Here is a 23,731-nt window from a genome sequence, read left to right as displayed (position 1 = left end):
GGAGACACGCACATGAACTTCGAACACACCGAAGACCGGCGCATGCTCGCCGACAGCCTGAACCGCTTCATCGCCGAGCAGTACGCCTTCGATGCGCGCGACCGCATCGCGAAGTCGGCGCACGGTTTCAGCAAGGAGATCTTCCAGAACTTCGCCGAGCTCGGCGTGATCGGCGCGCTGTTCAGCGAGGCCGACGGCGGCTTCGGCGGCAGCGGCTTCGACATTGCCGTGGTCTTCGAAGCCCTGGGCCGCGGCCTCGTGGTCGAGCCGCTGCTGGGCGCCGTGATGGTCGGCGAGGCGATCAGCGCCGCCGGCAGCGATGCGCAGAAAGAGAAGATCGGCGACATCGTCAACGGCGTGACCGTGGCGGCCTTTGCGCACGACGAAGCCGACACGCACTACGAACGCACGCGCGTGGCCACGACCGCCGAACGCAGCGGCGACGGCTGGGTGCTCAAGGGTGCCAAGGCCGTGGTGCCGCAAGGCGAGCAGGCCGACCTGTTCCTCGTGTCGGCCCGCACCTCGGGCAACGTGGACGACGAAGCCGGCATCTCGCTCTTCCTCGTGCCCGCCAGGACCGCCGGCCTCACCGTGCGCGGCTGCCCCGCGATCGACGGGGGCCGCGTGGCCGAACTCACGCTCGACGGCGTGACGCTCGGCGCCGACGCGCTGCTGGGCGCCGAAGGCCAGGGCGCCGCCACGCTGGAGCGCGCCATCGGCCGCGGCGTGCTCGCGCTGTGCGCCGAAGCACTGGGTGCAATGGAAGCCGCCAAGACCGCCACGCTCGAGTACCTGCGCACGCGCAAGCAGTTCGGCATCCTCATCGGCAGCTTCCAGGCCCTGCAGCACCGCATGGCCGACCTGCTGCTGGAGATCGAACAGGCCCGCTCGGCCGTGATCAACGCCGCCGCCGCCATCGACGGCAGCGACCGCGTGGCGCGCGAGCGCGCGCTGTCGGCCGCCAAGTTCAGCATCGGCCGCATCGGCGCGCTGGTGGCGGAAGAAAGCATCCAGATGCACGGCGGCATCGGCATGACCTGGGAGCTGCCACTGCCCCACTACGCCAAGCGCCTCGTGATGATCGACCACCAGCTCGGCGACGAAGACCACCACCTGCAGCGCTACATCGCTCTGGGCAAAGAGGTCGCGGCATGACGGACAAGACCGTCCTCATCTCGCAGGAAGGCTCGGTCCGCATCCTGACCAACAGCAACCCGGCCGCGCGCAACGCGATCACGCCGACGCTGTACGCAGAGCTGTCGGCCGCGCTCACCGACGCGCAGAACGACCCCGAGGTGGGCGCCATCGTCTTCACCGGCGCGGGCGACTTCTTCTGCTCGGGCGGCGACCTGAACCTGCTGGCCAAGCGCCGCGAACTGCCCGAGGCCGAACGGCGCGAGAAGCTCGAAGGCCTGCACGACCTGATCCGCGCGATCCGCGACTGCGGCAAGCCCGTGATCGCGGCGGTCGAAGGCGGCGCGGCCGGCGCGGGCCTGTCGATGGCGCTGGCCTGCGACATGCTGGTGTCGGCGCGCGATGCGTTCTACACGGTGGCCTACGTCAAGGTCGGCCTCACGCCCGACGGCGGCGCCACGGCCTTCCTCGCGGAGTTCGTCTCGCGCCAGCTGCTCACCGAGCTGTGCCTCACCGGCGACCGCCTGTCGGCCGAGCGCCTGCACGCGATGGGCGCCGTGAACCGCCTGACCGACAAGGGCGGCGCGCTGGCCGAGGCCATCGCCCTCGCGGCCAAGGTGGCCAACGGCCCACAGCGCGCGAGCGCACGCATCAAGACGCTGTGCCGCCAGGCCCATCGTGCAACGCTCGAGGAACAACTCGAGGCCGAAGCGGTCTACATGGTGGCGTCGCAGGCCGATGCCGAGGCCGCCGAAGGCATCGGCGCTTTCCTCGGCAAGCGCAAGGCCGACTTCGTCGCGTTGCGCCACGCACCCCAGCCTGACGCGTCCTGACGCGCCGCGCCCTCCCCCCCGTGTGCATGCCGATGCAGATGCGGGGGTCTTTCGTTTTCCTGGAGTTGTTCCCATGCCCTCGCTGAATTCCTCGCTGCCGCTCGCCGGCGTGCGCGTCCTCGATCTGTCCCGCATCCTTGCCGGCCCCTGGTGCGGCATGGTGCTGGCCGACATGGGCGCCGAGGTGATCAAGGTCGAGCACCCGGGCCGCGGCGACGACACGCGCGACTGGGGCCTGCGCGTGGGCAAGACCGAGACCGCCTACTTCAACAGCGTGAACCGCAACAAGCGCTCCGTCACGCTCGACCTGCAGACACCCGAAGGCCAGCAGATCGCACGAGACCTCGCCAAGCAGTGCGATGTGGTGATCCAGAACTTCAAGTTCGGCGGCATCGACAAGCTGGGCCTGGGCTACGAACAGCTGCGCAAGGAGAACCCGGGCCTCATCTACTGCTCGATCTCGGGCTACGACCGCACCGGCCCCGAGGCCGCACGCCCCGGCTACGACCTCGTGGTGCAGGGCGAGGCCGGCCTGATGGCGCTGAACGGCGAAGCCAACCAGCCGCCGCTGAAGTTCGGCGTGGCCGCCGTCGACCTGTTCACCGGCATGTACTCGGCGCAAGCCGTTCTGGCCGCGCTCTACCAGCGCGAGAAGACCGGCACCGGCCGCCACATCGAGATGGCGCTGTTCGACTGCGGCCTGATGATCACCGCCTACTACGGCCTCGAAGCGCTGCTGATGGGCGAAGACCCGCCGCGCTACGGCAACTCGCACCCGTCGATCGTGCCCTACGGCGTGTTCGACGCGGCCGACGGCCCGCTGGTGATCACCGTGGGCAACAACGCGCAGTTCATGCGCTTCTGCACCGAGGTGATCGAGCGCCCCGACCTGGCGGCCGACGAGCGCTTCAAGACCAACATCCTGCGCTCGGCCAACCGCGCGGCGCTGCTGCCCGAGCTGACCGCCGAACTCGCGAAGCGCCCGCGCGCCGCGCTGCTCGAAAAGCTCAACGCCTCGGGCATCCCCTGCGGCGAGGTGCTGGGCCTGCTGGAAGCGCTGAACTCCCCGCGCGCGACCGATGCCGGCCTGGTGACCAAGCAGCCGCACCCGGTGGCCGGCGAGGTCAATGTGCTGGCGCCGCCCTACCGTTTCGATGGCGAGCGCCTGCCCGTGCGCAGCGCGCCGCCCACTTTGGGCGAAGGCACGCACGACGTGCTGAAGTCCCTGCTCGGCCTGTCGGATGAAAAGCTGGCAGCGCTGAAAACGAATGGCGTCGTCTGATCGCACCACGCGAAGACAACGCCCGCATCCCTGAAGAGAAATCCATGGCCTTCCCGTTCCTCCGTACCCCCCGCAACCCCGTGCGCCGCGCCCTGCTCGCGCTGGCCCTTCCCCTGCTGGCCGGCAGCGCCTTCGCCCAGGCCTGGCCGACCAAGCCCATCACGCTGGTCGTGCCCTTCCCGCCCGGCGGCCCGACCGACGTGGCTTCGCGCATCGTGGCGCAGAAGATGTCCCTGTCGCTCAAGCAGAACATCCTGGTCGACAACCGCAGCGGCGCCTCGGGCACCATCGGCGCGGCCTTTGCCGCCAAGGCCGCACCCGACGGCTACACCTTCGTGATGCTGGCCACGCCGACGCTGCTGGCCTCGCACCTGTACGGCACCGTGCCCTACGACATCTTCAAGAACTTCACGCCCGTGGGCACGGTGTACGACCTGCCGATCGTGATGGTGGTGAACCCGAAGGTGCTGCCCGGCGTGAACGGCCTGCAGGACCTGATCGCCAAGGCCAAGGCCGACGGTGGCAAGCTCAACTACACGACCGCCGGCGCCGGCAGCTTCGGCCACCTGACGACCGAGCAGCTGAAGAACATCGGCAAGTTCGAGATGCAGCACGTGCCCTACCGCGGCAGCGCCCCGGCCGTGACCGACCTCATCGGCGGCCAAGTGCCGGCCATGTTCTCCGACCTCGTGGCCGTGATCCCGCACATCCGCGCCGGCACGCTGCGCCCGATCGCCGTGGGCTCCGGCAAGCGCGTGAGCCTGCTGCCCGACGTGAAGACCGTGGCCGAGCAGGGCTTCCCCGGCTTCGACGCAACCTCCTGGGGCGGGCTGCTGGCCCCGGCCGGCACGCCGAAGGACGTGGTGGAGCGCATGAGCGCCGAGCTGAAGAAGGCGCTGGCCGACAAGGAAGTCGGCGAGAAGCTGCAGAGCGTGGGCTCCTTCGCGGCCTACGGCACGCCGGAACAGACCGCCACGCGCATGCGCCAGGACTTCGAGCGCTGGGGCAAGGTCATTCGCGACAACAAGATCACGAACCAGTAAGACACGGCCTCCGTCCGCAGCCGGCAAGACCCCTCAAGGAGACAACATGACAACAGGCAACGACAAGAACAACCCCACGGGAACGGCCGGCGCGCCGTTCCGCCCCCTGTTTCCGGTGCGCGGTCTCGCCGACATCCGGCGGCTGGAGGAGACGCCGCTCGAAGAAGCGCTCACGGTGCGTAGCACCTACGAGCTCTTTTGCAATTCCGGCGCGGCCTTCGGCGACAAGACCGCGCTCACCTTCCTGCGCAGCGGCAACCCGGCGGATGAACCCATCCGCTGGTCGTATGCGCAGCTGCTCGCGGGCATCCACCAGACCGCCAACCTGCTGCACACGCTGGGCGTGGGGCCTGACGATGCAGTGGCGGTGCTGCTGCCCGGTTGCCTCGAGTACCACCTGGCGCTGTGGGGCGGCGAGGCGGCCGGCATCGTGCAGCCGCTGAACCCGCTGCTCACCGACGAGAAGCTGGTCGCGCTGATGACCGCGGGCCGCGCCAAGGTGCTCATCGCCTACGGCTCGGACAGCGAATCGGGCATGTGGTCGAAGGCGATGCGCCTGCGCGGCCAGGTGCCCACGCTCACCACCGTGCTGCGCGTGGCGCCGCACGACGAAGCGCCCGGCGCGGCCGGCACGCTGCCCGAGGGTGTGGCCGAGTTCGACGTGCTGCGCGCCGCGCAACCGAGCGACCGCCTCGTGAGCGGCCGCGACATCGCCCCCACCGACATCGCCGCCTACTTCCACACCGGCGGCACCACGGGCGCGCCCAAGCTCGCGCGCCACAGCCACGGCGCACAGGTGTTCACCGCGTGGGCCAGCGTGCAGCTCGCGGGCATGAACGAACAGGGCATCTCGATCAACGGCTACCCGCTGTTCCATGTGGCGGGCGTGCTGCCGGCCTCGCTCTCGTCGCTGTCGGCGGGCGTGGAGGTGATCATTCCGACGCCCTCGCTGCTGCGCAACAAGGAGGTGCTGGCCAACTACTGGAAGCTGGTCGAGAAGTACCGCCCGACCTCGCTGTCCGCCGTGCCCACGGTGCTGGCCGCGCTGGCCAACGTGCCGCTGGACGGCGCCGACATCTCGTCCATCACCTACTGCCGCACCGGCGCCGCCGTGCTCGCGCCCGAGCTGGCCGCGCGCTTCGAGCGCCTGTTCGGCCTGCACGTGCACGAGAGCCTGGGCATGACCGAGATGGCCGGCATCTCGACCATCACGCCGCCCGGCGTGAACGGGCCCGCGGGCTGTGTCGGCTTTCGCCTGCCCTATGCGCAGGTGCGCATCGTGGCGCTCGACGAGAACGGCAACGCCAGCGACCGCGAGGTGGCGCAGGGCGAGACCGGCATGGTGCTGTTCAAGTCGCCCAACGTGTTCTCGGGTTTCGTCGATCCGGCCGACAACGCCAAGGCCTTCACGGCCGACGGCTGGCTCGCGACCGGCGACCTGGGCTGGATGGACGCCGAAGAGCGGCTGCACCTCACGGGCCGCTCGAAGGACCTGATCATCCGCAGCGGCCACAACATCGACCCCAAGACCATCGAGGACGCGCTGGGCGCGCACCCGGCCGTGCAGCTGTGCGCCGCCGTCGGCGCCCCCGACGCCTACGCGGGCGAACTGCCCGTGATCTTCGCGACGCTGGTACCCGGCGCCTCGGCCACCGAGGACGAGCTGCTGGCCTTCACCTCCGCGCGCGTGGACGAATCGCCCGCGCGCCCCAAGTGGGTGTCGGTGATCGCCACGATGCCCATGACCAACGTCGGCAAGATCTACAAGCCCGAGCTGCGCGCCATGGCCGCGCGGCAGGTGGTGGCGGCCACGGTCGCCGAGGTTTGCGCCGCACTCGGCGTGAACGATGCGGCCCGGCCAGCGGTGAGTACCGAAGGCGAAAGCCTCGTGCATGTGCAGATCGACGCCGCCGCGGCGGGTGCGCAAGCCGCAGCACTGCAGGAACGGCTGCACAAGGCCCTGGAGCCGCTGCCCTTCAAGACGCGCATCGCGCTGAAGTGATCTTGATCTGCTTCTTCACAACGATTTTCTGAAACCGAACGGGAGACAAACCATGACCCATCAACCCTCGACCCGCCGCGCCCTGCTGTGCGCGGCAGCATCGACCGCCGCGCTGTTCGCGCTGGCCCCCGCGCATGCGCAGGCGCCCTACCCGAACAAGCCGATCCGCCTCGTCGTGCCCTTCCAGGCCGGCGGCGCGACCGACGTGCTGGCGCGCGTGCTGGGCCAGAAGATGTCGGCCAGCATGGGCCAGCCCATCGTGGTGGACAACAAGCCCGGCGCGGCCGGCATCATCGGCACCGACACGGTCGCCAAGGCCGCGCCCGACGGCTACACGATCGTGCTGTCGCTGAGCAACTCGCTCATGACCAACGAGTTCTTGTACGACAAGCTGCCCTACGACACGCAGCGCGACCTCACGCTGGTCTACCAGATCGCGATGGCGCCGCTGGTGCTCGTGGTGCACCCCAGCGTGCCCGCCAAGACCGGCCCCGAGCTGCTGAAGTACGTGGCCGCGAACAAGGGCAAGGTGGCCTACGGTTCGTACGGCGTGGGCGCCTACCCACACCTGGCCGGCGCGCACATGAGCCTCACGCAGCAGGCCGACATGAACCACGTCGCCTACAAGGGCGAGGCACCAATGGTGCAAGACCTCATCGGCGGCCAGATCCAGATGGCCTACGCCAGCGCGCTCGCGGCCAAGCCGCACATCGATGCGGGCAAGCTCAAGGCCGTCGGCGTGACCGGCGAGCGCCGCATGAGCACGCTGCCCAACGTGCCCACGCTGGCCGAGCAGGGCCTGAAGGACGAGGCCTACCGCGTGACCGGCTGGCTCGCCATTGCAGCGCCCGCCAAGACGCCCAAGGCCATCGTCGACCGCATCGCCGACGAAGTGCGCAAGGCCACGCAGCAGCCCGACGTGCGCGAGCGCGTGGCGGCCATGGGCTTCGAGATCAAGGACAGCTCGCCCGAGCTCTTTGCCGCTGCCTGGAAGCAGGAGCGCCCCGTGTGGGAGCGCCTGATCAAGCAGTCGGGCGCCAAGCTCGAGTAACCCCATTTCCCATTTTTGTCATTCAAGAGGAACAGCCATGAAAGTTCTGGTGCCTGTCAAACGGGTCGTCGATTACAACGTGAAGGTGCGCGTCAAGAGCGACGGCACCGGGGTGGACATTGCCAACGTCAAGATGAGCATGAACCCCTTCGACGAGATCGCTGTCGAAGAAGCGGTGCGGCTGAAGGAAAAGGGCATCGTGACCGAAGTCATCGCCGTCTCCTGCGGCGATGCCAAGTGCCAGGAAACCCTGCGCACCGCGATGGCCATCGGCGCCGATCGCGGCATCCTGGTCGAGACCACCGAAGAGCTGCAACCTCTCGCGGTTGCCAAGCTGCTGAAGGCGCTGGTCGACAAGGAACAGCCCCAGCTGATCATCCTGGGCAAGCAAGCCATCGACGACGACGCCAACCAAACGGGCCAGATGCTGGCTGCACTGGCTGATCTGCCCCAAGCCACCTTCGCCTCGAAGGTCGACCTGGCTGCCGACAAGGTCACCGTGGCACGCGAAGTCGACGGCGGCATGGAAACGCTCACGCTCACGCTGCCCGCGGTCATCACGACCGACCTGCGCCTGAACGAGCCGCGCTACGTCACCTTGCCCAACATCATGAAGGCCAAGAAGAAGCAGCTGGATACCTTCAAGCCCGAAGACCTGGGCGTGGACGTGAAGCCCCGCCTGAAGACCCTCAAGGTCAGCGAGCCCCCGAAGCGTGGCGCCGGCATCAAGGTGCCCGACGTTGCCACCCTGGTGGACAAGCTCAAGAACGAAGCCAAAGTGATCTGAGGAAGAAACGAACATGACCGCACTCGTCATTGCCGAACACGACCACGCCAGCATCAAGCCGGCCACCCTCAACACCGTGACCGCCGCCCTGGCTTGCGGTGGCGACGTCCACATCCTCGTGGCCGGTGCCAACGCCGCCGAAGCCGCCAAGGCCGCCGCGCAGATCGCCGGCGTTTCCAAGGTGATCGCCGCTGGTAGCGCATCGCTGGCCGAAAACCTCGCCGAGAACGTCGCAGCCCAAGTGCTGGCCATCGCCAGCAACTACAGCCACATCCTGTTCCCCTCGACCGCCAACGGCAAGAACGTCGCGCCGCGCGTGGCTGCCAAGCTGGACGTGGCGCAGATCAGCGACATCACCAAGGTCGATAGCCCCGACACCTTCGAGCGCCCGATCTACGCCGGCAACGCCATCGCCACCGTGCAAAGCACCGACGCCACCAAGGTGATCACCGTGCGCACGACCGGCTTCGACGCAGCAGCCGCCACCGGTGGCAGCGCCACCGTTGAAACCGCCGAAGGCGTGGCCGACAGCGGCAAGAGCGCCTTCGTCGGCCGTGAAGTCACCAAGAGCGACCGCCCCGAACTGACCGCCGCCAAGATCATCGTCTCGGGTGGCCGTGCCCTGGGCAGCGCCGAGAAGTTCACCGAAGTGATGACGCCGCTGGCCGACAAGCTCAACGCCGGCCTGGGCGCCAGCCGCGCCGCAGTGGATGCAGGCTACGCCCCGAACGACTGGCAAGTGGGCCAGACGGGCAAGATCGTCGCGCCGCAGCTGTACATCGCTGCGGGCATCTCGGGTGCCATCCAGCATCTGGCCGGCATGAAGGACTCGAAGGTCATCGTCGCGATCAACAAGGACGAAGAAGCACCGATCTTCTCGGTGGCCGACTACGGCCTCGTGGCCGACCTGTTCACGGCTGTGCCGGAACTCGTGACCACGCTGTAAGCGGCTGCGACGATGAAGACCCGCATCACCGAACTGCTCGGCATCCGCTACCCCATCATCCAGGGCGGCATGCAATGGGTGGGCCGCGCCGAGCTGGCCGCGGCCGTGTCGAACGCCGGCGGCCTGGGCATTCTCACGGCGCTCACGCAGCCCACGCCCGACGACCTGCGCAACGAGATCGCGCGCACGCGCACGATGACCGACAAGCCCTTCGGCGTGAACCTCACGATCCTGCCGGCGGTGAAGCCGCCGCCGTACGCCGAGTACGTGCAGGCCATCATCGACAGCGGCGTGAAGATCGTGGAGACCGCGGGCAACAGCCCGAAGGACTTCATCGAGGCCCTGAAGCGCCACGACGTGAAGATCGTCCACAAGTGCACCTCGGTGCGCCACGCACTCTCGGCCGAGCGCAACGGCGTCGACGCGGTGTCCGTGGACGGCTTCGAATGCGCGGGCCACCCGGGCGAGGACGACGTGCCCGGCCTCGTGCTGCTGCCGGTGGCGGCGCGCAAGCTGCGCATTCCGATCATCGCCTCGGGCGGCATCGCCGACGGCCGCGGCATGGCTGCGGCGCTCGCGCTGGGCGCCGAGGGCATCAACATGGGCACGCGCTTCTGCGTGACCCAGGAGGCACCGATCCACGACAACATCAAGCAGGCACTGGTGGCCGCGACCGAGCGCGACACCAAGCTGATGTTCCGCACGCTGCACAACACGGCGCGCGTGTTCCGCAATGCGATCTCCGAAGAAGTGGTGGCCACCGAACGCCGTCCGGGCGGCTGCGAGTTCGAAGACATCCGCCCGCTGGTGGCCGGTGCACGCGGCCGCGCGGCGCTGGAGTCGGGCGAGGTGCACAACGGCGTGGTCTCGGCCGGCCAGTGCATCGGGCTGATCGACGACATCCCGACCTGCGCTGAATTGCTGGAACGCATGGTGCGCGAGTGCCGTGAGCATCTGGACCGCGCCCGCAGCTGGATGAACTGAAGCTCTGCCGCGCTCCCGCCGACGGGAGCGTTCAGAGCCGCTTCGGACTGGCGCGGCACGGGCCCACGAGGTCCGTGCTCAGCGCGTCGCAGAAGCTGCATTTGTTGGCGCTCGCCGAGACTTCGTGCCGCATGAACCGGCCACTTCGCCGGGTTCTTCTCTAGAGTGAATGCCCCTGTCACTCGACACCCCACCCAGGGAAGAAGAAAGGCGCCACACCCCACCCCCTACTGAGATGTTTGAAGGCTGCTTGCCTCGCGGCAGGTCGTCGGTGCGAAAGCAGCGATGCAGATGCGAGGTATCAAAAGGCGACGGCCGAGGTGTTACTAGCACCCCAGCCGTCTAACCAAGTTCGTGCACTACCCTCTAAAGGACCGCACAAAAATGGCTACCAAGACTATAGCCCGGCCAACTACGCCGGTAGCTTCCGAAGACAACGCCCAAGACCCGGCGGATCTTCTCGAAAACACCCTCTCGCAACTCGAAGCGCTCCTGTGGGTCTGCCATGGGGAAGACATCGACTGGTCCAGTGGTGACGGGCCTCGACAACTGGACAACCTGCTTTGGCTTGCGGCTGATCTCGCTCGCAAGGCTGGAGAGCTGTTTCAGCTGAGCGAGAAGGCGCGACGCGCAGCGCTTGAGACCGGCGGTTAGCGGCTGGTCTGCGGGCTGCGTGTTTCGCGGCCCGCCCTGGTGAACAGGTTCTTTGGGGTGCGACGGCTGAAGCCCTTGTGATGGAGGGAATTCGGTTCGGTCGAGGTGCTTGCGGTGCAGGCCTCGGTGGCAGCCATGCACTCCATGCTGATCGTCGGCAGACGATGCGAGCATCCGCTTTGCAGCCATTGCCGACATCCCTCGGCCTTGCGCGAATGGGTACTATCGGCCAGAAGCCGACACTCGATGGGTAGTTATTGGAAGTCAACTATCGAGCTAACAAGAAAAGCATACTGCGGCTGGAGCGAACCAATTAAGTCGGCTGTCAAGGGCAAACATCTTCGCTCCTCCAAAAAGCTCCTCAAAAGGCTCTTTTCGGTGGCTGGTGGCAGACATGTTTTGCAAGCCAGATCTCACCAAGGAATGCGACCGTCAGGCTGATCGCCTAGCTCGTAGTCGTCATCCACATTTACTAGCCTTCCGAACATTTCGGTCAGCATATCTTGGTTGTAGAAGGCAAGGCCGGTTGGATAGGCGCCGGCACTATGCCAATGCGCTAAGTAAATCTGATCGACTCCGAGGTATTCTTCAAGCGCCTGTTGCAAATAGGTTGGTGCATCAAATAGATCCATCCTGAACCACTCGGAGTAAGCGATAAGATCGCCATCATCTAGCCAGTGTGCGGGCACGTTGCCGTATGGACGAATGTGCTCTGCAAACCTAATGCGCCAGCCTTCAAACCGATCATGCACCCACTTTTCAATGTGCTTGATTTCACCCATTGATTCAGGAATGAAAAACGACCCAATCATTGCCAAGTATGGGTCACCGCATCGGAGCTTCGCCAATCGCTCAATCGGATTGTTCTTGGTCTTTCCAATTTTGACCCTGTTTCCGTCGCTGCCCGTCATCAGTATGTAGATCCACCCTCCACGCTCTGCTCTTGGGGCAGTCAGGATGATGGGAAACAACCTTTCGTTGTCGGAATCAAAGTTTGTCATTTTTACCTCTCGCTCTCCGAATCTATCAGAGCACACCGCAAAAACCTCGCCCAACTGGGAGCGTTTTTTGGGCCCCGATAAATTGGAAACTTATCAATAGTTGAATGGCTGCAAAGGGCCCGATGCGGTCCTTCGATGCGAGAGGTCGACCGACTGCTATGCAGCGATCACGGTCTGTCGTGCATCTGCAATTGACGTCCGCTTCTTGCCAGTGACCTGCCCTTCAACGCGGCGGCTCCGACTACCAGCGGGAAGAAAAGCTGGCCACAAAAGCCGGGGCGATTCAGTTCACCCTGTGCTGTTAGCCTTGCATGGTAGGCAGGGCCTCTGCCACGCCAACTCCGGCCATCGCGCCCAATTTTTTAGAAGTGAACTCACCATGACCAGCCCGCTGTACAACGCCTCCGTTCCCGTCATGCAGCAGATGCTGCGCGCCCTGTCCGACGTGCTCAAGAAGGCCGAAGACCAGGCGACGCAGAAAAATATCGATCCCAATGCGCTGCTGCAGGCGCGGCTGTTCCCCGACATGTTTCCGCTGGTACGTCAGGTACAGATCGCCGCAGACTTCTCCAAGGGCATTGCCTCCCGCCTGGCGGGTGCCGAGGTGCCGTCCTGGCCCGACACCGAGGTCAGCTTCGCCGACCTGCAAGCGTTGATCGCCAAAGCTCTGGCCCATATCGGCTCCTTCAAGCCTGAGCAATTTGATTCCAGCGAGAGCCGCGAGATCGTGTTGCGCCCCGGCACCCCCAAGGAAAAGAAGCTGACCGCAAGCGCATATCTTCTGCACTATGGACTGCCGCAGTTTTTCTTCCATGTGACCACCACCTATGCCATCTTGCGCCACAACGGTATGGAGATCGGCAAGCGCGACTACATGGGTGCCTACTGACCCAAGACAGACAGGCGTTCAGCCACTCTGGCCACTGCCGCTCGAAGTGCAAGCGTGCACGGCAACCCCAATGTGTTGACGCGCGACATCGGCACCTCATCGCTGGCGCAGGGTTGCGCGGGGCAACGCACTACGGTGCAGGTCGCGCGCTACGACGGCGTGCTGCCACCGATTCGCGCCTTTGAGCCACCAATGCCGGCACTCGAACGCGGTGTTCAACGGCCAGCGTACGGCAGCGACGAGTGATGCACGACGATGCGCAGCTTGCCGGCACCGTCCTTCACGAAAGTCCAGGTCTTGTCGACCGTGGTGACCTTGCCGTCCGGGTCGGTGAACAGCACGTTACCCAGCGTGCTGGCCACGTCGCCGTGGATGAGCACGGCACTGTTGGCAATCTCGCATTTGGTCCAGCCTTTCAGGGCGAAGCCGGTGTCGTTGGGAAAGGCAGGGTTGCCGCCCACGAAGTACGCCAGCGCGCCGTCGCGAGCGGTGCGGAAGGTTTGCGGCGATGTCGTGAGCGTCGGCTTGAACAGCACTGCGCCCAACTGGTAGGCGTAGGCGCTGTCGATGACCTTCTCGGCCAGCGCCCTGGCGGCCGGCTGCCCTGCGCTGGAATTCGCAGCGCTGATGTCGACCAGCGCCTTGCACCAGGCCTGCTGGGCCCCCAGGACTTCCGCTTCCGTGATGCTCCGGTCGACGACTTTCTCCTTGGCGGCGACCGGCAAAATTGCCCCTGCGATCAGGAGGCTGGCGATGGCGCTGGGAATGAATTTTTTCATTTGGGTCTCCAATTGAAGTAGTTGGATACCGGAGCGGCCGGGTGGGTCGAGCCGAGACCCAAAGTGCATCAATACGACATGCACAAGGCATGATGCGCCGGCTGATTTGCTCTGAGTAAAAGATGCAAATGAAATGAATGGTTGTGCATTCGCGAGATAGCCAGGCGTGCGGGCCTGTCTCGCAACAGACTGAAGCGGGCGCACGCGAAGGACGGCTATGCAGCGGTTGCCGACATCCCTCGGCCTCGCGCGAATGGGTACTATCGGCTAGGAGCGGTCATTCGATGCAAACACTCGCTGCATAAGGAGATCTCGTGTCCTGGGATGTCGGTCTTTTTAAATTCAGCCGTCGCTACACCGACGTCTCAGAGATGCCCCGCGATGAACAACCCAATCCGCTCGGCGCGTTAAGCGTTGTTCAGCAAACCGTAACGGCCGTCTTTCCTGGGACAGACTGGACCGATCCTTCATGGGGAATATTCGGAAGTGAGCTTGGCTCCATCGAATTCAACGTCGGAAAGGACGATCCGGTTACGTCTGTGGCGCTACACGTGCGTGCTGGCGATGCCATCGTAGAAGGCATCTTGCTTCTCTGCGAGAAACTTGACTGTCAAGCGATTGACTACAGCGCCGGTGGCTTCCTTGAGCAGTCCGCCCATCCCGCACAGAATCTGCAGAAGTGGCGAAAGTATCGGAATCAAATTGTCGCTGGCGAAAACTGATGCTCGGAGCCGCATCACATGCGCCGGGATTCGGCCACGACCTGACTTTCAAACTGATGAGCCCTCTTCGCCCCTTGTTGGAAAGCGAAACCTTGCGGATGCAGTTTCCGATCTGCGCTCTCAGCCTGCCAATTGCGCAGATCTCTGCTCAATTGGAACTACCGGTTGAGAGCTGGCAAGAGCTAGGCATGGGGGAGGCGCGTGGTTTTGGCTGCCACCTTCCTAATGGAATGATGGTCTTTCTTGATGAGTTTTTATCGTCGCCGCAGCCTGGTACGACTGTCCATGTTGACGCCTCAGCTCTCGTTGGCCTAGATGTCAACGAAGTGGTCTCGGCCGCTCTCGGTGGGTTGGGACTGCCAATGTCCTTCGTTACTTGGCTACAGGCAGAGTCGAACTGGAAGGCCGCACAAGAAATCGCGGAGGCGGCCGGCGAGCGCTAACACTCCTGAGCAACGAGGCGCGCGGTCTCGCCAGTAGCCGCTGAGTGACCGCTTTCCAGAACGAGCGAACTACCGCTTGGGCCCCGCTCAAGACGGTAGCGCGGCCGGCTACAGTCGGCCACAAGCAGCCACTCGGCGGGCTCATCGAATATGAAAATCGAAGATGGCCAGATCGAGTTCTGGCGCCGCCTCAAGGCTGCTGGCAAGAAGGTAGCTGGCCTGATGCCCGGCACCAACGCAGGTTGGCGCAGGAGCAGAGACGATGCAGCTAGGCGACCACTTGACATGAATTCTGGGCGAGCACTTTGCCATCGGCGAGCTCGCCTCGCACGTCGGCATGCCAGCCAAATACCGCGCCGTCGTGTCGATGTCCGTCTCTGAAAGGGTCGTGCCGTTAGTCACACCGTATCCGGGCTATCGACCGAAAACTTCCAATCACTGCATGGCCAGGTCCAGACCCATCCAATTGCAAAATTCAAAGGTAAGGAAGAGCACGAGGAACGCAGAAGCGACGAACGCCCCGCCCACCTTGATGGATGTCAGTACCACTGCAGCTGTCTTCTGATTCTTGTCCTTCTGTCCCCGTTCGTAATGCCACTTGACGGCTAAATACATGCCCACGCTGAGCACGAGAACCTTGAAAATAACAAAAGAGATAGGGATTGAATTCATGATTGAAGGGATATCAATGGTGACAGACGGCGAAGTGCCCGGGTGCGGCGATTAGCTCAATAGACCGATGAAGAAACGGAAATTCAATCAATCAATCAATCAATCAATCTAACGAAACGGTTGCGGTGAGCTAAATGGGCGTCCGCAAGGCGCGTCGAAAGGCACGCAAGACATGGGTCGAAAGGCGGAGCAGTCTGCCTGCACCACAGAAGCACTCTCATCGTGCTGACGAGTGTTCATCTTCCAGGCTGATACGTACAGAACCAGATCAGCCGAAAATTTCCGTATCAGATGCAAGGAGGCCGGTAGTCGCGCCGGGGCGGGCCGACGTCTGATATGACAATCTCTGGAGCGGTCCAGAACGACCGTATCAGAAAGAGATGCCCATGAACCGCTACGAGAAGCTTGCCGACAACATCGCTCAGCGTATTCGCGCGGGTAGCCTGAAGGCGAACGATCGCCTTCCCTCCGTGCGCGAACTGAAGTCGCAAATGGGCATCAGTGCGTCCACCGTGTTCTCTGCTTACTACCTGCTGGAGGCGCAAGGGCTTGTCGAAGCGCGGCAGCGGTCGGGATACTTCGTTCGAGCGGGCGCGGAAATGCCGACCCACGAACTCGCCGCCAGCGAGCCTGTCCTGCGGTCCATGTCGGTCGACGTCTCGTCGCTTGTCTTTCAGGTCCTTGCGCAGGCTCGCGAGCGCGATATGGTCCCGCTCGGCTCGGCCTTTCCGTCGCCAGAGCTGTTTCCCTTCGAACAACTTGCCGCCGGCCTGACGCGAGCGCTCAAGCGGATGGATCCTTGGCAGACCGTCGAGGATTTGTCACCAGGAAACGTCCAATTGCGCCATCAGATCTCCCTGCGTTACGGCAGCGTCGGAATGGATGTTCCTGCGTCTGAACTGGTCATCACCAGCGGGGCGATGGAAGCACTCAATCTTGCGCTCGAATCGGTGACGCAGCCAGGCGACCTCGTGGCGATCGAAACGCCAACCTTTTATGGTGCGTTGCAGGCACTGGAGCGGCGCGGTCTTCGCGCGGTCGAGGTTGAGACCCACCCGCGAACAGGCGTAGATCTCGACTCTCTTGCTCGCGTGATCGACCAGCATCCGGTGAAGGCCTGCTGGTTCATGCCGACCTTCCAGAATCCAATGGGCTGCACCATGAGCGACGCAGCCAAAGAGCAACTGGTCAGCATGCTCGCCGCCCGCGCCATACCGCTGATCGAAGACGACGTGTACGGCGAGCTCGCGCATGGGGCTCGGAGACCGCCACCAGCCAAGGCCTGGGACCGGGATGGCTGGGTGCTGCACTGCAGTTCTTTCTCGAAATCCCTGGCACCCGGATATCGCATCGGTTGGGTAGCGGGCGGTCGCTTTGCCGCCACTTTGGGTCGCAACAAGTTGATGAGCTCGCTGGCGACGGCACTCCCCTCGCAACTGGCGTTGCAGGAGTACCTGCAACACAAGAGTTTCGATCGTCACCTGCGCGCCCTGCGGCATTCGCTCAGCCGCCAGCAGGCTGCATGCTTGCGATTTATCGATCGATACTTTCCAACTGGAACGCGGGTCACGCGCCCCGAGGGTGGCTATTTCCTGTGGCTCGCGCTGCCAGAAGGTGTCGACTCGCTCGCGCTGCACCAGGACGCTCTTCGGCTCGGCATAGGCGTAGCGCCGGGCCATTTGTTTTCAGCCGACCGCCGATACACCCGGCACCTGCGCATCAACTACGGGTATCTCGGCGACCCGCGCTTGGAAGGGGCTATCAGGAGTCTTGGAGATCTCGCCAACGCGCAGCTGAAATCTACAACCGGAAATTCGGGGCCAATCTTCGAGGAACGTTTGTCGAGACCCTAGTTCGCGTCCATGCAGGTCGAGGTCCGCCGCCTTCGACTGACTCTCAACGTCACGCGTGCCGCTTCTGTCCAGTCGCGGCTTAAAGAACCCGCAGCACCTCAAACTGCTGTCGGATTGGAGCGACCTGTATCGACACCTCATCACCCTCGCATTTGCCCAGCATTGCCCGACCCAAAGGGGCTTCGCTGCTGATGACCTGAACAAGCTGAGTGCCGCTGACCAACGTCATGCTGCCCCCATCCGGGCCGAGAAAGAGCTGTTGCTGCTTGTCGTCGGAATCGACCAGGCAGACCAACGCGCCGAGCCGTATTCCTATGCTGGCGTCGTAGGGACGCGGGCGGAATTGGCGCCAATTGGCCATCGCCTGGCGTATGGCTTCGGCGCGCCGAGCTTGGCCGGTGGCCAGGTAGGCGGCCTCGAGTCCCAATGTGTCGTATTTGTTTTCGGCGATGTTCTCTTCGTGAGTCGCCGTTTCATGGGCTGCCCGCACTGCCTGTTCGGCTTGCAGCAGGTCTTCGGCGAGCCGTTCCAGCACCTGCTGTTGCAGCAAGAATTTATCCATGACGAAAGGTCGGTATCTCAAACAAGCGGGGGGGCAGATTTTGATTATGAAGGGCTCCAGAAGCCTTCGACGCTTCTGTTGGCTGCAGGTTAACTTGAGCTATGGGCCCGAAGCCGCTCTTCGGGCTTTGCGAAAGCGGACCTTCAGAGCGATTTCGGCTTCATGCCCGCTCCAGACATGGGGCGTTCCCCGGGCGGTCTGCAAGTACTGAGACGTAGACCGCAGCATCGTCGACTTGATCGGCGGCTAAGCAACTTGCCGGTACTAAATTCTCTTTCTTTTCCCCTCACTCGATGGATTCATCTCGTCTGCTAGCAGAACAGCGACCCGCTCTGCGTCAGCAACGAGCCCACGTTCCAACAAGATCTCCCTGAGGGTGCAGAGGTACACCTTCTCATCAACCAAGATTTCATATCCAGGTGGGATTGCGATCGCATAGCCGTAAAGCAGAAGTGAACCTTCTGGAATTCGGACGCCATCAACGTGGATGTCGTACTCGTCCAAGTCTTCAGGGTAGTCGACGCCAAAGCCACCGTTGCTGTTGCCATATCCATGTCGCCGCTCAGCAAAGTCTGCCAGCTGAGAAAGCCTGGTCCACTCCAAAATTACCTCTCTACACGCCACGCTTGGCTCTGGGGCATCCATTTTTTTCCTTTTTTCCGCCTGAACTGGAAGAACGCCCCATCAAGACGGATGGCTCCTTCTGGCCGTCACGAGCCAGCAAAGAAAGTTCTGAACTATGGCTTCTTGGCTCGCACAAACGGAGCGATCCGAGTGGTGATCGAAGGCCAGTAGATAAAGGGCTTCACCCCACTTGAAGTCGCCTCCCGCTTGATGCTGGTGGTTGACCCGAAGCCGTGGGATGCAAAGAAACACGATATGAAGACGGATCCGCAATAGCAGCATCTTCCTCGCTACGTGGAACAAACCAGTAGCCCTCAGCATCCTCAAGAACGGTGAACTCTGCTTTCATCTGTTCCCTTCTCGTCGTTGATGCATCGCGTCACGGACCAAACCGCTTGGAACAGCTCGGCGGATATCGCTACAACTGCGCCGTACTCGCCCATTGTTGATTCCGCTTCGTCCCATTTACCTTCAGGAAGGATTCCGTACTGATCCGCGGCACATTCGGTGTCGTACCGGAGCGCCGTTCCATCTGACTTTATTTCAACGTAACGTACCCAGGAGCCGTCGGCTCCGATCTCCGAATAACAGATGTACTCGTCGACTCCGGCCGTATTTCCGCTCGAGCAATAAAGGCGATGCAACATTCGTAGGCCCAAGGTGCGAGGGGTCGTGGAACCATCGGGTCACCACGTCCGCGCTCTTTCGAACAGACTGTGCCGAAGCCGTGGACGCCCGCTTGTTGGCACATTGTGCCGGCACGGCGAACGGCCGGTTCCGGCCGACTGCAGCCAGTCGCGCTACCGTCGTGACCGAGTAGCCGACGTGATCAGCCCCACTGTCGCTCATAGGCTGCGACGTGCTCGGGAAACAACGTCTCATAGGCCGGGTAGGAAATGCCCAAGACGTTCACCTCGATGCTATCGGGGCCATCGTCGCAGTCCATGATGCGCACGCCAGCACAGGCGAGGACCATTTGGTCTTCTGTTCGCACTGTTAGGGCAAGGTGGGCCTGATCAGCGTGATTCGAAATTGAACGCAGCCCTGTCCATGTCGACCGCATCCGGCACCAGCCCTTCGGGCTTCTGCTTCGCCAGTGCCTGTCGCTCACGAAAGCTCAGTGGTACGCCCCCGCACATCCATCTGCAATCCGCCGCAGCGGTCGAACCGCCAACGCCACAGCCGCACTCATCGTGCGCAGGGCATCGGGTGCTCCCCGCAGCGAAATCAAGGAGGAGGCCGCAGGCCGGGGGACATTCGCGGAGGGGAGTACCCGGTGTCCTGTGCACGCGCCCCCGACAACAGCGCCCCGAACAAGGGCCGCAAAGAGGCAGTCAACCAGCCGCCACAGCTAAGGAAACCCCCGATATATGAATGGTCATTGACCCCCTAGCATCGAGCGCTGCTCGCCTGTCAAGGTGTACGGATCGCGTCCCGGCGTCCGCCCGGTGACCTGGCGCCTGCCTCAGCTGCCCTTTCCTGCGATGACAACTCCTCCCGAGTCCGGCCCCACGCTGGACGCCGCCAGTCCCCTCCCCCCCGACATCGAAGCCGCCGACGAACCCACCAAGGTTCCCCTCGCCATCGAAGACTGGCTCACGGTCCTCATCATGGGTGCGCTGGCGCTCATCACGTTTGCCAACGTCATCGTGCGCTACTTCACCGACTCGTCCTTCGCGTGGACGGAGGAGTTCTCGGTGTTCCTCATGATCATGCTGGCGCTGGTGGCCGGCTCGGCCGCGGTGGCGCGCGACCGGCACATCCGCATCGAGTACTTCTCGGAAAGCGGCTCCATGGCGCGGCGCAAGCGCCTGGCCCAGTTCGGTGCGCTGATGATCGCCATCTTGTTCGCGCTGATCGGCGCGCTCAGCATCCGCATGGTCTGGGACGACTACCGCTTCGAGGAAACCACGCCCGGCATCGGCCTGCCGGCCTGGTGGTATTCGATCTGGCTGCCCATCGTGTCGTTCGCGATCGCGGGGCGCGCCATCGGCCTGATGGTCCGCCGTGGGCGCAAGACCAACTACAAGTCTGACGACAACAGCAGCAGCAAGAAGGGCGACGCCAAGTGATCGCCACCCTGCTCTTCGTCGCCTTCGTGCTCATGATGCTGGTGGGCGTGCCCATCGGCGCCGCGCTCGGTCTGGCGGGCGCGGCCTGCATTGCGCTGGCCAACGCCGACGCGCAGTGGTTCGGCCTGCTGGCCGTGCCGCAGAACTTCTACGCCGGCCTGGGCAAGTACCCGCTGCTGGCGATTCCGATGTTCGTGCTGGTCGGCTCCATCTTCGACCGCTCGGGCGTGGCGCTGAGGCTGGTCAACTTCGCCATCGCCATCGTGGGCCGCGGCCCCGGCATGCTGCCGCTGGTGGCGATTGCGGTGGCGATGTTCCTGGGCGGCATCTCGGGCTCGGGCCCGGCCAATGCCGCCGCCGTGGGCGCGGTGATGATCGCGGCCATGAGCCGCGCCGGCTATCCGGCCGCCTACTCGGCCAGCGTGGTGGGTGCCGCGGCGGCCACCGACATCCTGATTCCGCCTTCGGTCGCGTTCATCGTGTACTCGGTGCTGGTGCCCGGCGCCTCGGTGCCGGCGCTGTTCGCGGCCGGCATGATCCCCGGCGTGATGGCCGGCCTGGCGCTGATGATTCCGGCCGTGTGGCTGGCGCGCAAGCACAAGATGGGCGCGCTCGAATCGACGCTGCCGCGCCCGCCGTTCTGGAAGAGCTTTCGCGAAGCGATCTGGGGCCTGGCGGCGCCGGTGCTCATTCTGGGCGGCATGCGCGCGGGCTGGTTCACGCCGACCGAGGCGGCCGTGGTCGCCGTGTTCTACGGCCTGTTCGTGGGCATGTGCATCCACCGGACGATCAAGGTGCGCGACCTGTTCGTGATCTTGCGCGAGTCGGGCGAGCTGTCGGCGGTGATCCTGCTGGTGGTGTCGCTGGCGGGCATCTTCGCGTACTCGCTCTCGACGCTGGGCGTCATCGATCCGGTCACGCGCGCCATCGTGAATTCGGGGCTGGGCGAGTACGGCATCCTGGCGCTGCTGATCCTGCTGCTGATCACCGTGGGCATGTTCCTGGACGGCGTGTCGATCTTCCTGATCTTCGTGCCGCTGTTGCTGCCCATCGTGCAGCACTACAAGTGGGACCCGGTGTGGTTCGGCGTGATCCTCACGCTGAAGGTGGCGCTGGGCCAGTTCACGCCGCCGCTGGCGGTCAACCTCATGGTCTCGTGCCGCATCGCCAAGGTGCGCATGGAAGAAACCGTGCAGTGGGTGGGCTGGATGCTGTTCTCGATGTTCGTGGTGATGGTGCTGGTGATCGCCTTCCCCGAACTCGCGCTCTGGCTGCCGCGCAAGCTGGGCTACTGATTTTTTCGATCCATCGACAGACCAAGAGGAGACCTCTCTCATGAAATTCCGCCGCACCCTGCTGGGCCTTGCCGCCGTCGCCGCCACGCTCGGCCTGTTCTCGACCGGCGCGATGGCGCAAGCCACCTACAAGCCCGAGTACAAGATGTCGCTGGTGCTGGGCCCGCCCACGCCGTGGGGCCAGGCCGGCAAGATCTGGGCCGACCTCGTGAAGGAACGCACCCAGGGCCGCATCAACATCAAGCTGTACCCGGGCGTGTCGCTCATTCAAGGCGACCAGACGCGCGAGTTCAGCGCGCTGCGCCAGGGCGTGATCGACATGGCGGTGGGCTCGACCATCAACTGGTCGCCGCAAGTGAAGCAGCTCAACCTGTTCTCCATGCCCTTCCTGATGCCCGACTACGCGGCCATCGACGCGCTCACGCAGGGCGAGGTGGGCAAGGACATGTTCAAGACGCTCGACAAGGCCGGCGTGGTGCCGCTCGCCTGGGGCGAGAACGGCTTCCGCGAAATCACCAACTCGAAGAAGCCGATCAAGTCACCGGCCGACATCAAGGGCATGAAGATCCGTGTGGTGGGCTCGCCCATCTACTCCGACATGCTCACCGCGCTGGGCGCCAACCCCACGCAGATGAGCTGGGCCGACGCGCAGCCCGCGCTCGCCAGCGGCGCAGTCGACGGCCAGGAGAACCCGCTGTTCCTGTTCACCGTGCTCAAGATGCACACGGTGGGCCAGAAGTTCGTCACCACCTGGGGCTATGTGGCCGACCCGCTGGTGTTCGTCGTGAACAAGGAAATCTGGGCCTCGTGGACGCCGGCCGACCAGGCCATCGTGCGCCAGGCCGCGCTCGACGCCGGCAAGCAGGAAATCGCCATCGCGCGCAAGGGCCTGGTCGAAGCCGACAAGCCCGTGCTGAAAGACATCGCGGCCATGGGCGTGACGGTGACCAACCTCACGCCGGCCGAGCGCGACGCCTTCGTGAAGGCCACGCGCCCGGTGTACGACAAGTGGAAGTCGACCGTCGGCGTCGACCTGGTGGCCAAGGCCGAGAAGGCCATCGCCGCGCGCGCGAAGTAAGCCGCGCATCGCCGTCGGTGGATCGGGGCGGCATGACAATGTCGCCATGCACACCCTGATCATCGACACGGACCCCGGCGCGGACGACGTGATCGCGCTGCTGTTCGCCCTGGCGGCGCCCGAATCGCTGGCGATTCAGGCGCTGACCACGGTGGCGGGCAATGTTCCCCTGGCCAAGACCTCGCGCAACGCGCGCCTGGCCTGCGAATGGGCCGAACGGCCGGAGCTTCCGGTCTACGCGGGCGCCGAACGGCCCCTGCAGCGCACACCGATCTACGCCGCCAACATCCACGGCCGCGAAGGCCTCACGGGCGTGGCCGTGCACGAGCCCGCCGTGCCGCTGGCCGAAGGCCATGCCGTCGACTACCTCGTGCGCACGCTGCGCGCCGCGCCCGAGCACAGCGTGACGCTCGCCATGCTCGGCCCGCAGACCAACCTCGCGCTGGCGCTCGAGCAGGCGCCCGACATCGTGCGCGGCCTGCGCGAGCTGGTGCTCATGGCCGGCGCGCATTTCAACGGCGGCAACATCACGCCGGTGGCGGAGTTCAACGTGTTCGCCGACCCGCATGCGGCCGAGGCGGTGCTCAAAAGCGGCGTGCCGATCACCATGCTGCCGCTGGACGTGACGCACAAGATCCTCACGAGCGACGCGCGCATCGCGCGGCTGCGCCAGCTGGGCAACCGCGCCGGCGCGATCGTTGCCGACATCCTCGACGCCTATGCGCCGCAGGAGATGGCCCACTACGGCATGCCGGGCGGCCCGGTGCACGACGCCACCGTGACGGCCTACCTGCTGCGGCCCGACCTGTTCCAGGGCCGCCGCATCCACGTCGAGATCGACAGCCGCGAAGGCATGGGCTTCGGCCAGACCGTGGCCGACTGGCACGGCAGCCTGAAGCGGCCCGCGAACGTGCACTGGGTCGTCGATGGCGATGCGCAGGGCTTCTTCGACCTGCTGACGGAGCACATCGCGCGGCTGCCCTGAGCCTCAACCCGAACCCCATGAAAAAAGCCACGCTGCGAAC

24 protein-coding genes are annotated in these 23,731 nt (G+C 64.4%); 18 read left to right on the top strand and 6 right to left on the bottom strand.

Translation table 11 applies throughout. From position 1 onward, the window contains the following. The first annotated feature begins 12 nt into the window (after positions 1-12). The 10 genes from ACAM42_RS04150 (at position 13) to ACAM42_RS04105 (ending at position 10,716) form a co-directional block, all read left to right on the top strand. Positions 13-1,155 carry an acyl-CoA dehydrogenase family protein gene (locus tag ACAM42_RS04150; RefSeq protein ID WP_369631201.1) on the top strand — a complete coding sequence of 381 codons (1,143 nt, stop codon included), beginning with the start codon at positions 13-15 and terminating at the stop codon, positions 1,153-1,155. Next, a complete protein-coding gene (locus ACAM42_RS04145; RefSeq protein ID WP_369631200.1) occupies positions 1,152-1,967 on the top strand; it encodes an oxepin-CoA hydrolase, alternative type in 816 nt (271 codons plus the stop codon). The genes ACAM42_RS04150 and ACAM42_RS04145 overlap by 4 nt, the downstream gene beginning before the upstream one ends. 73 nt (positions 1,968-2,040) lie before the next feature. After that, the gene (locus tag ACAM42_RS04140; RefSeq protein WP_369631199.1) at positions 2,041-3,249 is read left to right on the top strand and encodes a CaiB/BaiF CoA transferase family protein; all 1,209 of its coding nucleotides are present in this window, start codon (positions 2,041-2,043) and stop codon (positions 3,247-3,249) included. Between the two features lie 44 nt (positions 3,250-3,293). After that, on the top strand, positions 3,294-4,292 hold the full coding sequence (locus tag ACAM42_RS04135; protein ID WP_369631198.1) for a Bug family tripartite tricarboxylate transporter substrate binding protein: 999 nt from the start codon (positions 3,294-3,296) through the stop codon (positions 4,290-4,292). Between the two features lie 46 nt (positions 4,293-4,338). After that, on the top strand, positions 4,339-6,294 hold the full coding sequence (locus ACAM42_RS04130; RefSeq protein WP_369631197.1) for an acyl-CoA synthetase: 1,956 nt from the start codon (positions 4,339-4,341) through the stop codon (positions 6,292-6,294). Positions 6,295-6,346: 52 nt separating this feature from the next. After that, the gene (locus tag ACAM42_RS04125; protein WP_369631196.1) at positions 6,347-7,345 is read left to right on the top strand and encodes a Bug family tripartite tricarboxylate transporter substrate binding protein; all 999 of its coding nucleotides are present in this window, start codon (positions 6,347-6,349) and stop codon (positions 7,343-7,345) included. A gap of 37 nt (positions 7,346-7,382) precedes the next feature. Further along, the gene (locus ACAM42_RS04120; protein WP_369631195.1) at positions 7,383-8,132 is read left to right on the top strand and encodes an electron transfer flavoprotein subunit beta/FixA family protein; all 750 of its coding nucleotides are present in this window, start codon (positions 7,383-7,385) and stop codon (positions 8,130-8,132) included. Between the two features lie 13 nt (positions 8,133-8,145). After that, positions 8,146-9,078 (top strand): electron transfer flavoprotein subunit alpha/FixB family protein, encoded by a 933-nt coding sequence (locus ACAM42_RS04115; protein ID WP_369631194.1) that lies wholly within the window; start codon positions 8,146-8,148, stop codon positions 9,076-9,078. A 12-nt stretch (positions 9,079-9,090) separates the two neighbouring features. Next, a complete protein-coding gene (locus tag ACAM42_RS04110; RefSeq protein WP_070060187.1) occupies positions 9,091-10,062 on the top strand; it encodes a nitronate monooxygenase family protein in 972 nt (323 codons plus the stop codon). Between the two features lie 384 nt (positions 10,063-10,446). Beyond that, positions 10,447-10,716, top strand: a complete 270-nt coding sequence (locus ACAM42_RS04105) for a hypothetical protein (protein WP_082817980.1) — start codon at positions 10,447-10,449, stop codon at positions 10,714-10,716. A 413-nt stretch (positions 10,717-11,129) separates the two neighbouring features. Here ACAM42_RS04105 and ACAM42_RS04100 read toward each other — a convergent pair whose 3' ends face one another. Beyond that, entirely contained in the window at positions 11,130-11,717 is a 588-nt protein-coding gene (locus ACAM42_RS04100) for a GIY-YIG nuclease family protein (protein ID WP_369631193.1), read from the bottom strand. 379 nt (positions 11,718-12,096) lie between these two features. Here ACAM42_RS04100 and ACAM42_RS04095 point away from each other — a divergent pair, with 379 nt between their 5' ends. Beyond that, positions 12,097-12,606 carry a DUF1993 family protein gene (locus ACAM42_RS04095; RefSeq protein WP_062471023.1) on the top strand — a complete coding sequence of 170 codons (510 nt, stop codon included), beginning with the start codon at positions 12,097-12,099 and terminating at the stop codon, positions 12,604-12,606. A 215-nt stretch (positions 12,607-12,821) separates the two neighbouring features. Here ACAM42_RS04095 and ACAM42_RS04090 read toward each other — a convergent pair whose 3' ends face one another. Beyond that, the gene (locus ACAM42_RS04090; RefSeq protein ID WP_369631192.1) at positions 12,822-13,385 is read right to left on the bottom strand and encodes a hypothetical protein; all 564 of its coding nucleotides are present in this window, start codon (positions 13,383-13,385) and stop codon (positions 12,822-12,824) included. 314 nt (positions 13,386-13,699) lie between these two features. Here ACAM42_RS04090 and ACAM42_RS04085 point away from each other — a divergent pair, with 314 nt between their 5' ends. Together ACAM42_RS04085 and ACAM42_RS04080 are read left to right on the top strand one after the other, a co-directional pair. After that, a complete protein-coding gene (locus ACAM42_RS04085) occupies positions 13,700-14,107 on the top strand; it encodes a hypothetical protein (protein WP_369631191.1) in 408 nt (135 codons plus the stop codon). After that, positions 14,107-14,550 (top strand): hypothetical protein, encoded by a 444-nt coding sequence (locus tag ACAM42_RS04080; protein ID WP_369631190.1) that lies wholly within the window; start codon positions 14,107-14,109, stop codon positions 14,548-14,550. Before ACAM42_RS04085 ends, ACAM42_RS04080 begins: the two co-directional genes overlap by 1 nt. Positions 14,551-14,985: 435 nt before the next feature. On the opposite strand, the gene ACAM42_RS04075 is transcribed toward ACAM42_RS04080, so the two are convergent. After that, positions 14,986-15,222, bottom strand: coding sequence for a hypothetical protein (locus ACAM42_RS04075; RefSeq protein WP_062471033.1), 237 nt, complete (start codon positions 15,220-15,222; stop codon positions 14,986-14,988). Between the two features lie 386 nt (positions 15,223-15,608). Here ACAM42_RS04075 and ACAM42_RS04070 point away from each other — a divergent pair, with 386 nt between their 5' ends. Next, positions 15,609-17,075: a PLP-dependent aminotransferase family protein gene (locus tag ACAM42_RS04070; protein WP_369631189.1), complete on the top strand. Its 1,467-nt coding sequence runs from the start codon at positions 15,609-15,611 to the stop codon at positions 17,073-17,075. 79 nt (positions 17,076-17,154) lie between these two features. On the opposite strand, the gene ACAM42_RS04065 is transcribed toward ACAM42_RS04070, so the two are convergent. The 3 genes from ACAM42_RS04065 to ACAM42_RS04055 form a co-directional block, all read right to left on the bottom strand. Further along, positions 17,155-17,637 carry a GreA/GreB family elongation factor gene (locus ACAM42_RS04065; protein ID WP_062471040.1) on the bottom strand — a complete coding sequence of 161 codons (483 nt, stop codon included), beginning with the start codon at positions 17,635-17,637 and terminating at the stop codon, positions 17,155-17,157. A gap of 264 nt (positions 17,638-17,901) precedes the next feature. Then, complete coding sequence (locus tag ACAM42_RS04060; protein ID WP_369631188.1) at positions 17,902-18,282, bottom strand: hypothetical protein; 381 nt, start codon at positions 18,280-18,282, stop codon at positions 17,902-17,904. 808 nt (positions 18,283-19,090) lie between these two features. After that, the gene (locus ACAM42_RS04055; RefSeq protein ID WP_369631187.1) at positions 19,091-19,237 is read right to left on the bottom strand and encodes a hypothetical protein; all 147 of its coding nucleotides are present in this window, start codon (positions 19,235-19,237) and stop codon (positions 19,091-19,093) included. A gap of 508 nt (positions 19,238-19,745) precedes the next feature. Here ACAM42_RS04055 and ACAM42_RS04050 point away from each other — a divergent pair. Genes ACAM42_RS04050 through ACAM42_RS04035 form a run of 4 tightly spaced genes read left to right on the top strand, consistent with a single transcriptional unit; the run spans position 19,746 to position 23,691 of the window. Then, positions 19,746-20,333 (top strand): TRAP transporter small permease, encoded by a 588-nt coding sequence (locus tag ACAM42_RS04050; protein WP_095743548.1) that lies wholly within the window; start codon positions 19,746-19,748, stop codon positions 20,331-20,333. Next, positions 20,330-21,628, top strand: coding sequence for a TRAP transporter large permease (locus ACAM42_RS04045; RefSeq protein ID WP_307635951.1), 1,299 nt, complete (start codon positions 20,330-20,332; stop codon positions 21,626-21,628). The genes ACAM42_RS04050 and ACAM42_RS04045 overlap by 4 nt, the downstream gene beginning before the upstream one ends. A 40-nt stretch (positions 21,629-21,668) precedes the next feature. Continuing rightward, complete coding sequence (locus ACAM42_RS04040; RefSeq protein WP_062471046.1) at positions 21,669-22,706, top strand: DctP family TRAP transporter solute-binding subunit; 1,038 nt, start codon at positions 21,669-21,671, stop codon at positions 22,704-22,706. A 46-nt stretch (positions 22,707-22,752) separates the two neighbouring features. Continuing rightward, positions 22,753-23,691: a nucleoside hydrolase gene (locus tag ACAM42_RS04035; protein WP_369631186.1), complete on the top strand. Its 939-nt coding sequence runs from the start codon at positions 22,753-22,755 to the stop codon at positions 23,689-23,691. Positions 23,692-23,731 lie beyond the last annotated feature (40 nt).

It is taken from the genome of Variovorax sp. V35 (assembly GCF_041154465.1).
Lineage (GTDB): Bacteria > Pseudomonadota > Gammaproteobacteria > Burkholderiales > Burkholderiaceae_C > Variovorax > Variovorax boronicumulans.
The sequence above is the reverse complement of the archived record's forward strand: the minus strand, read 5'-3'. Positions and strand labels throughout refer to the sequence as shown.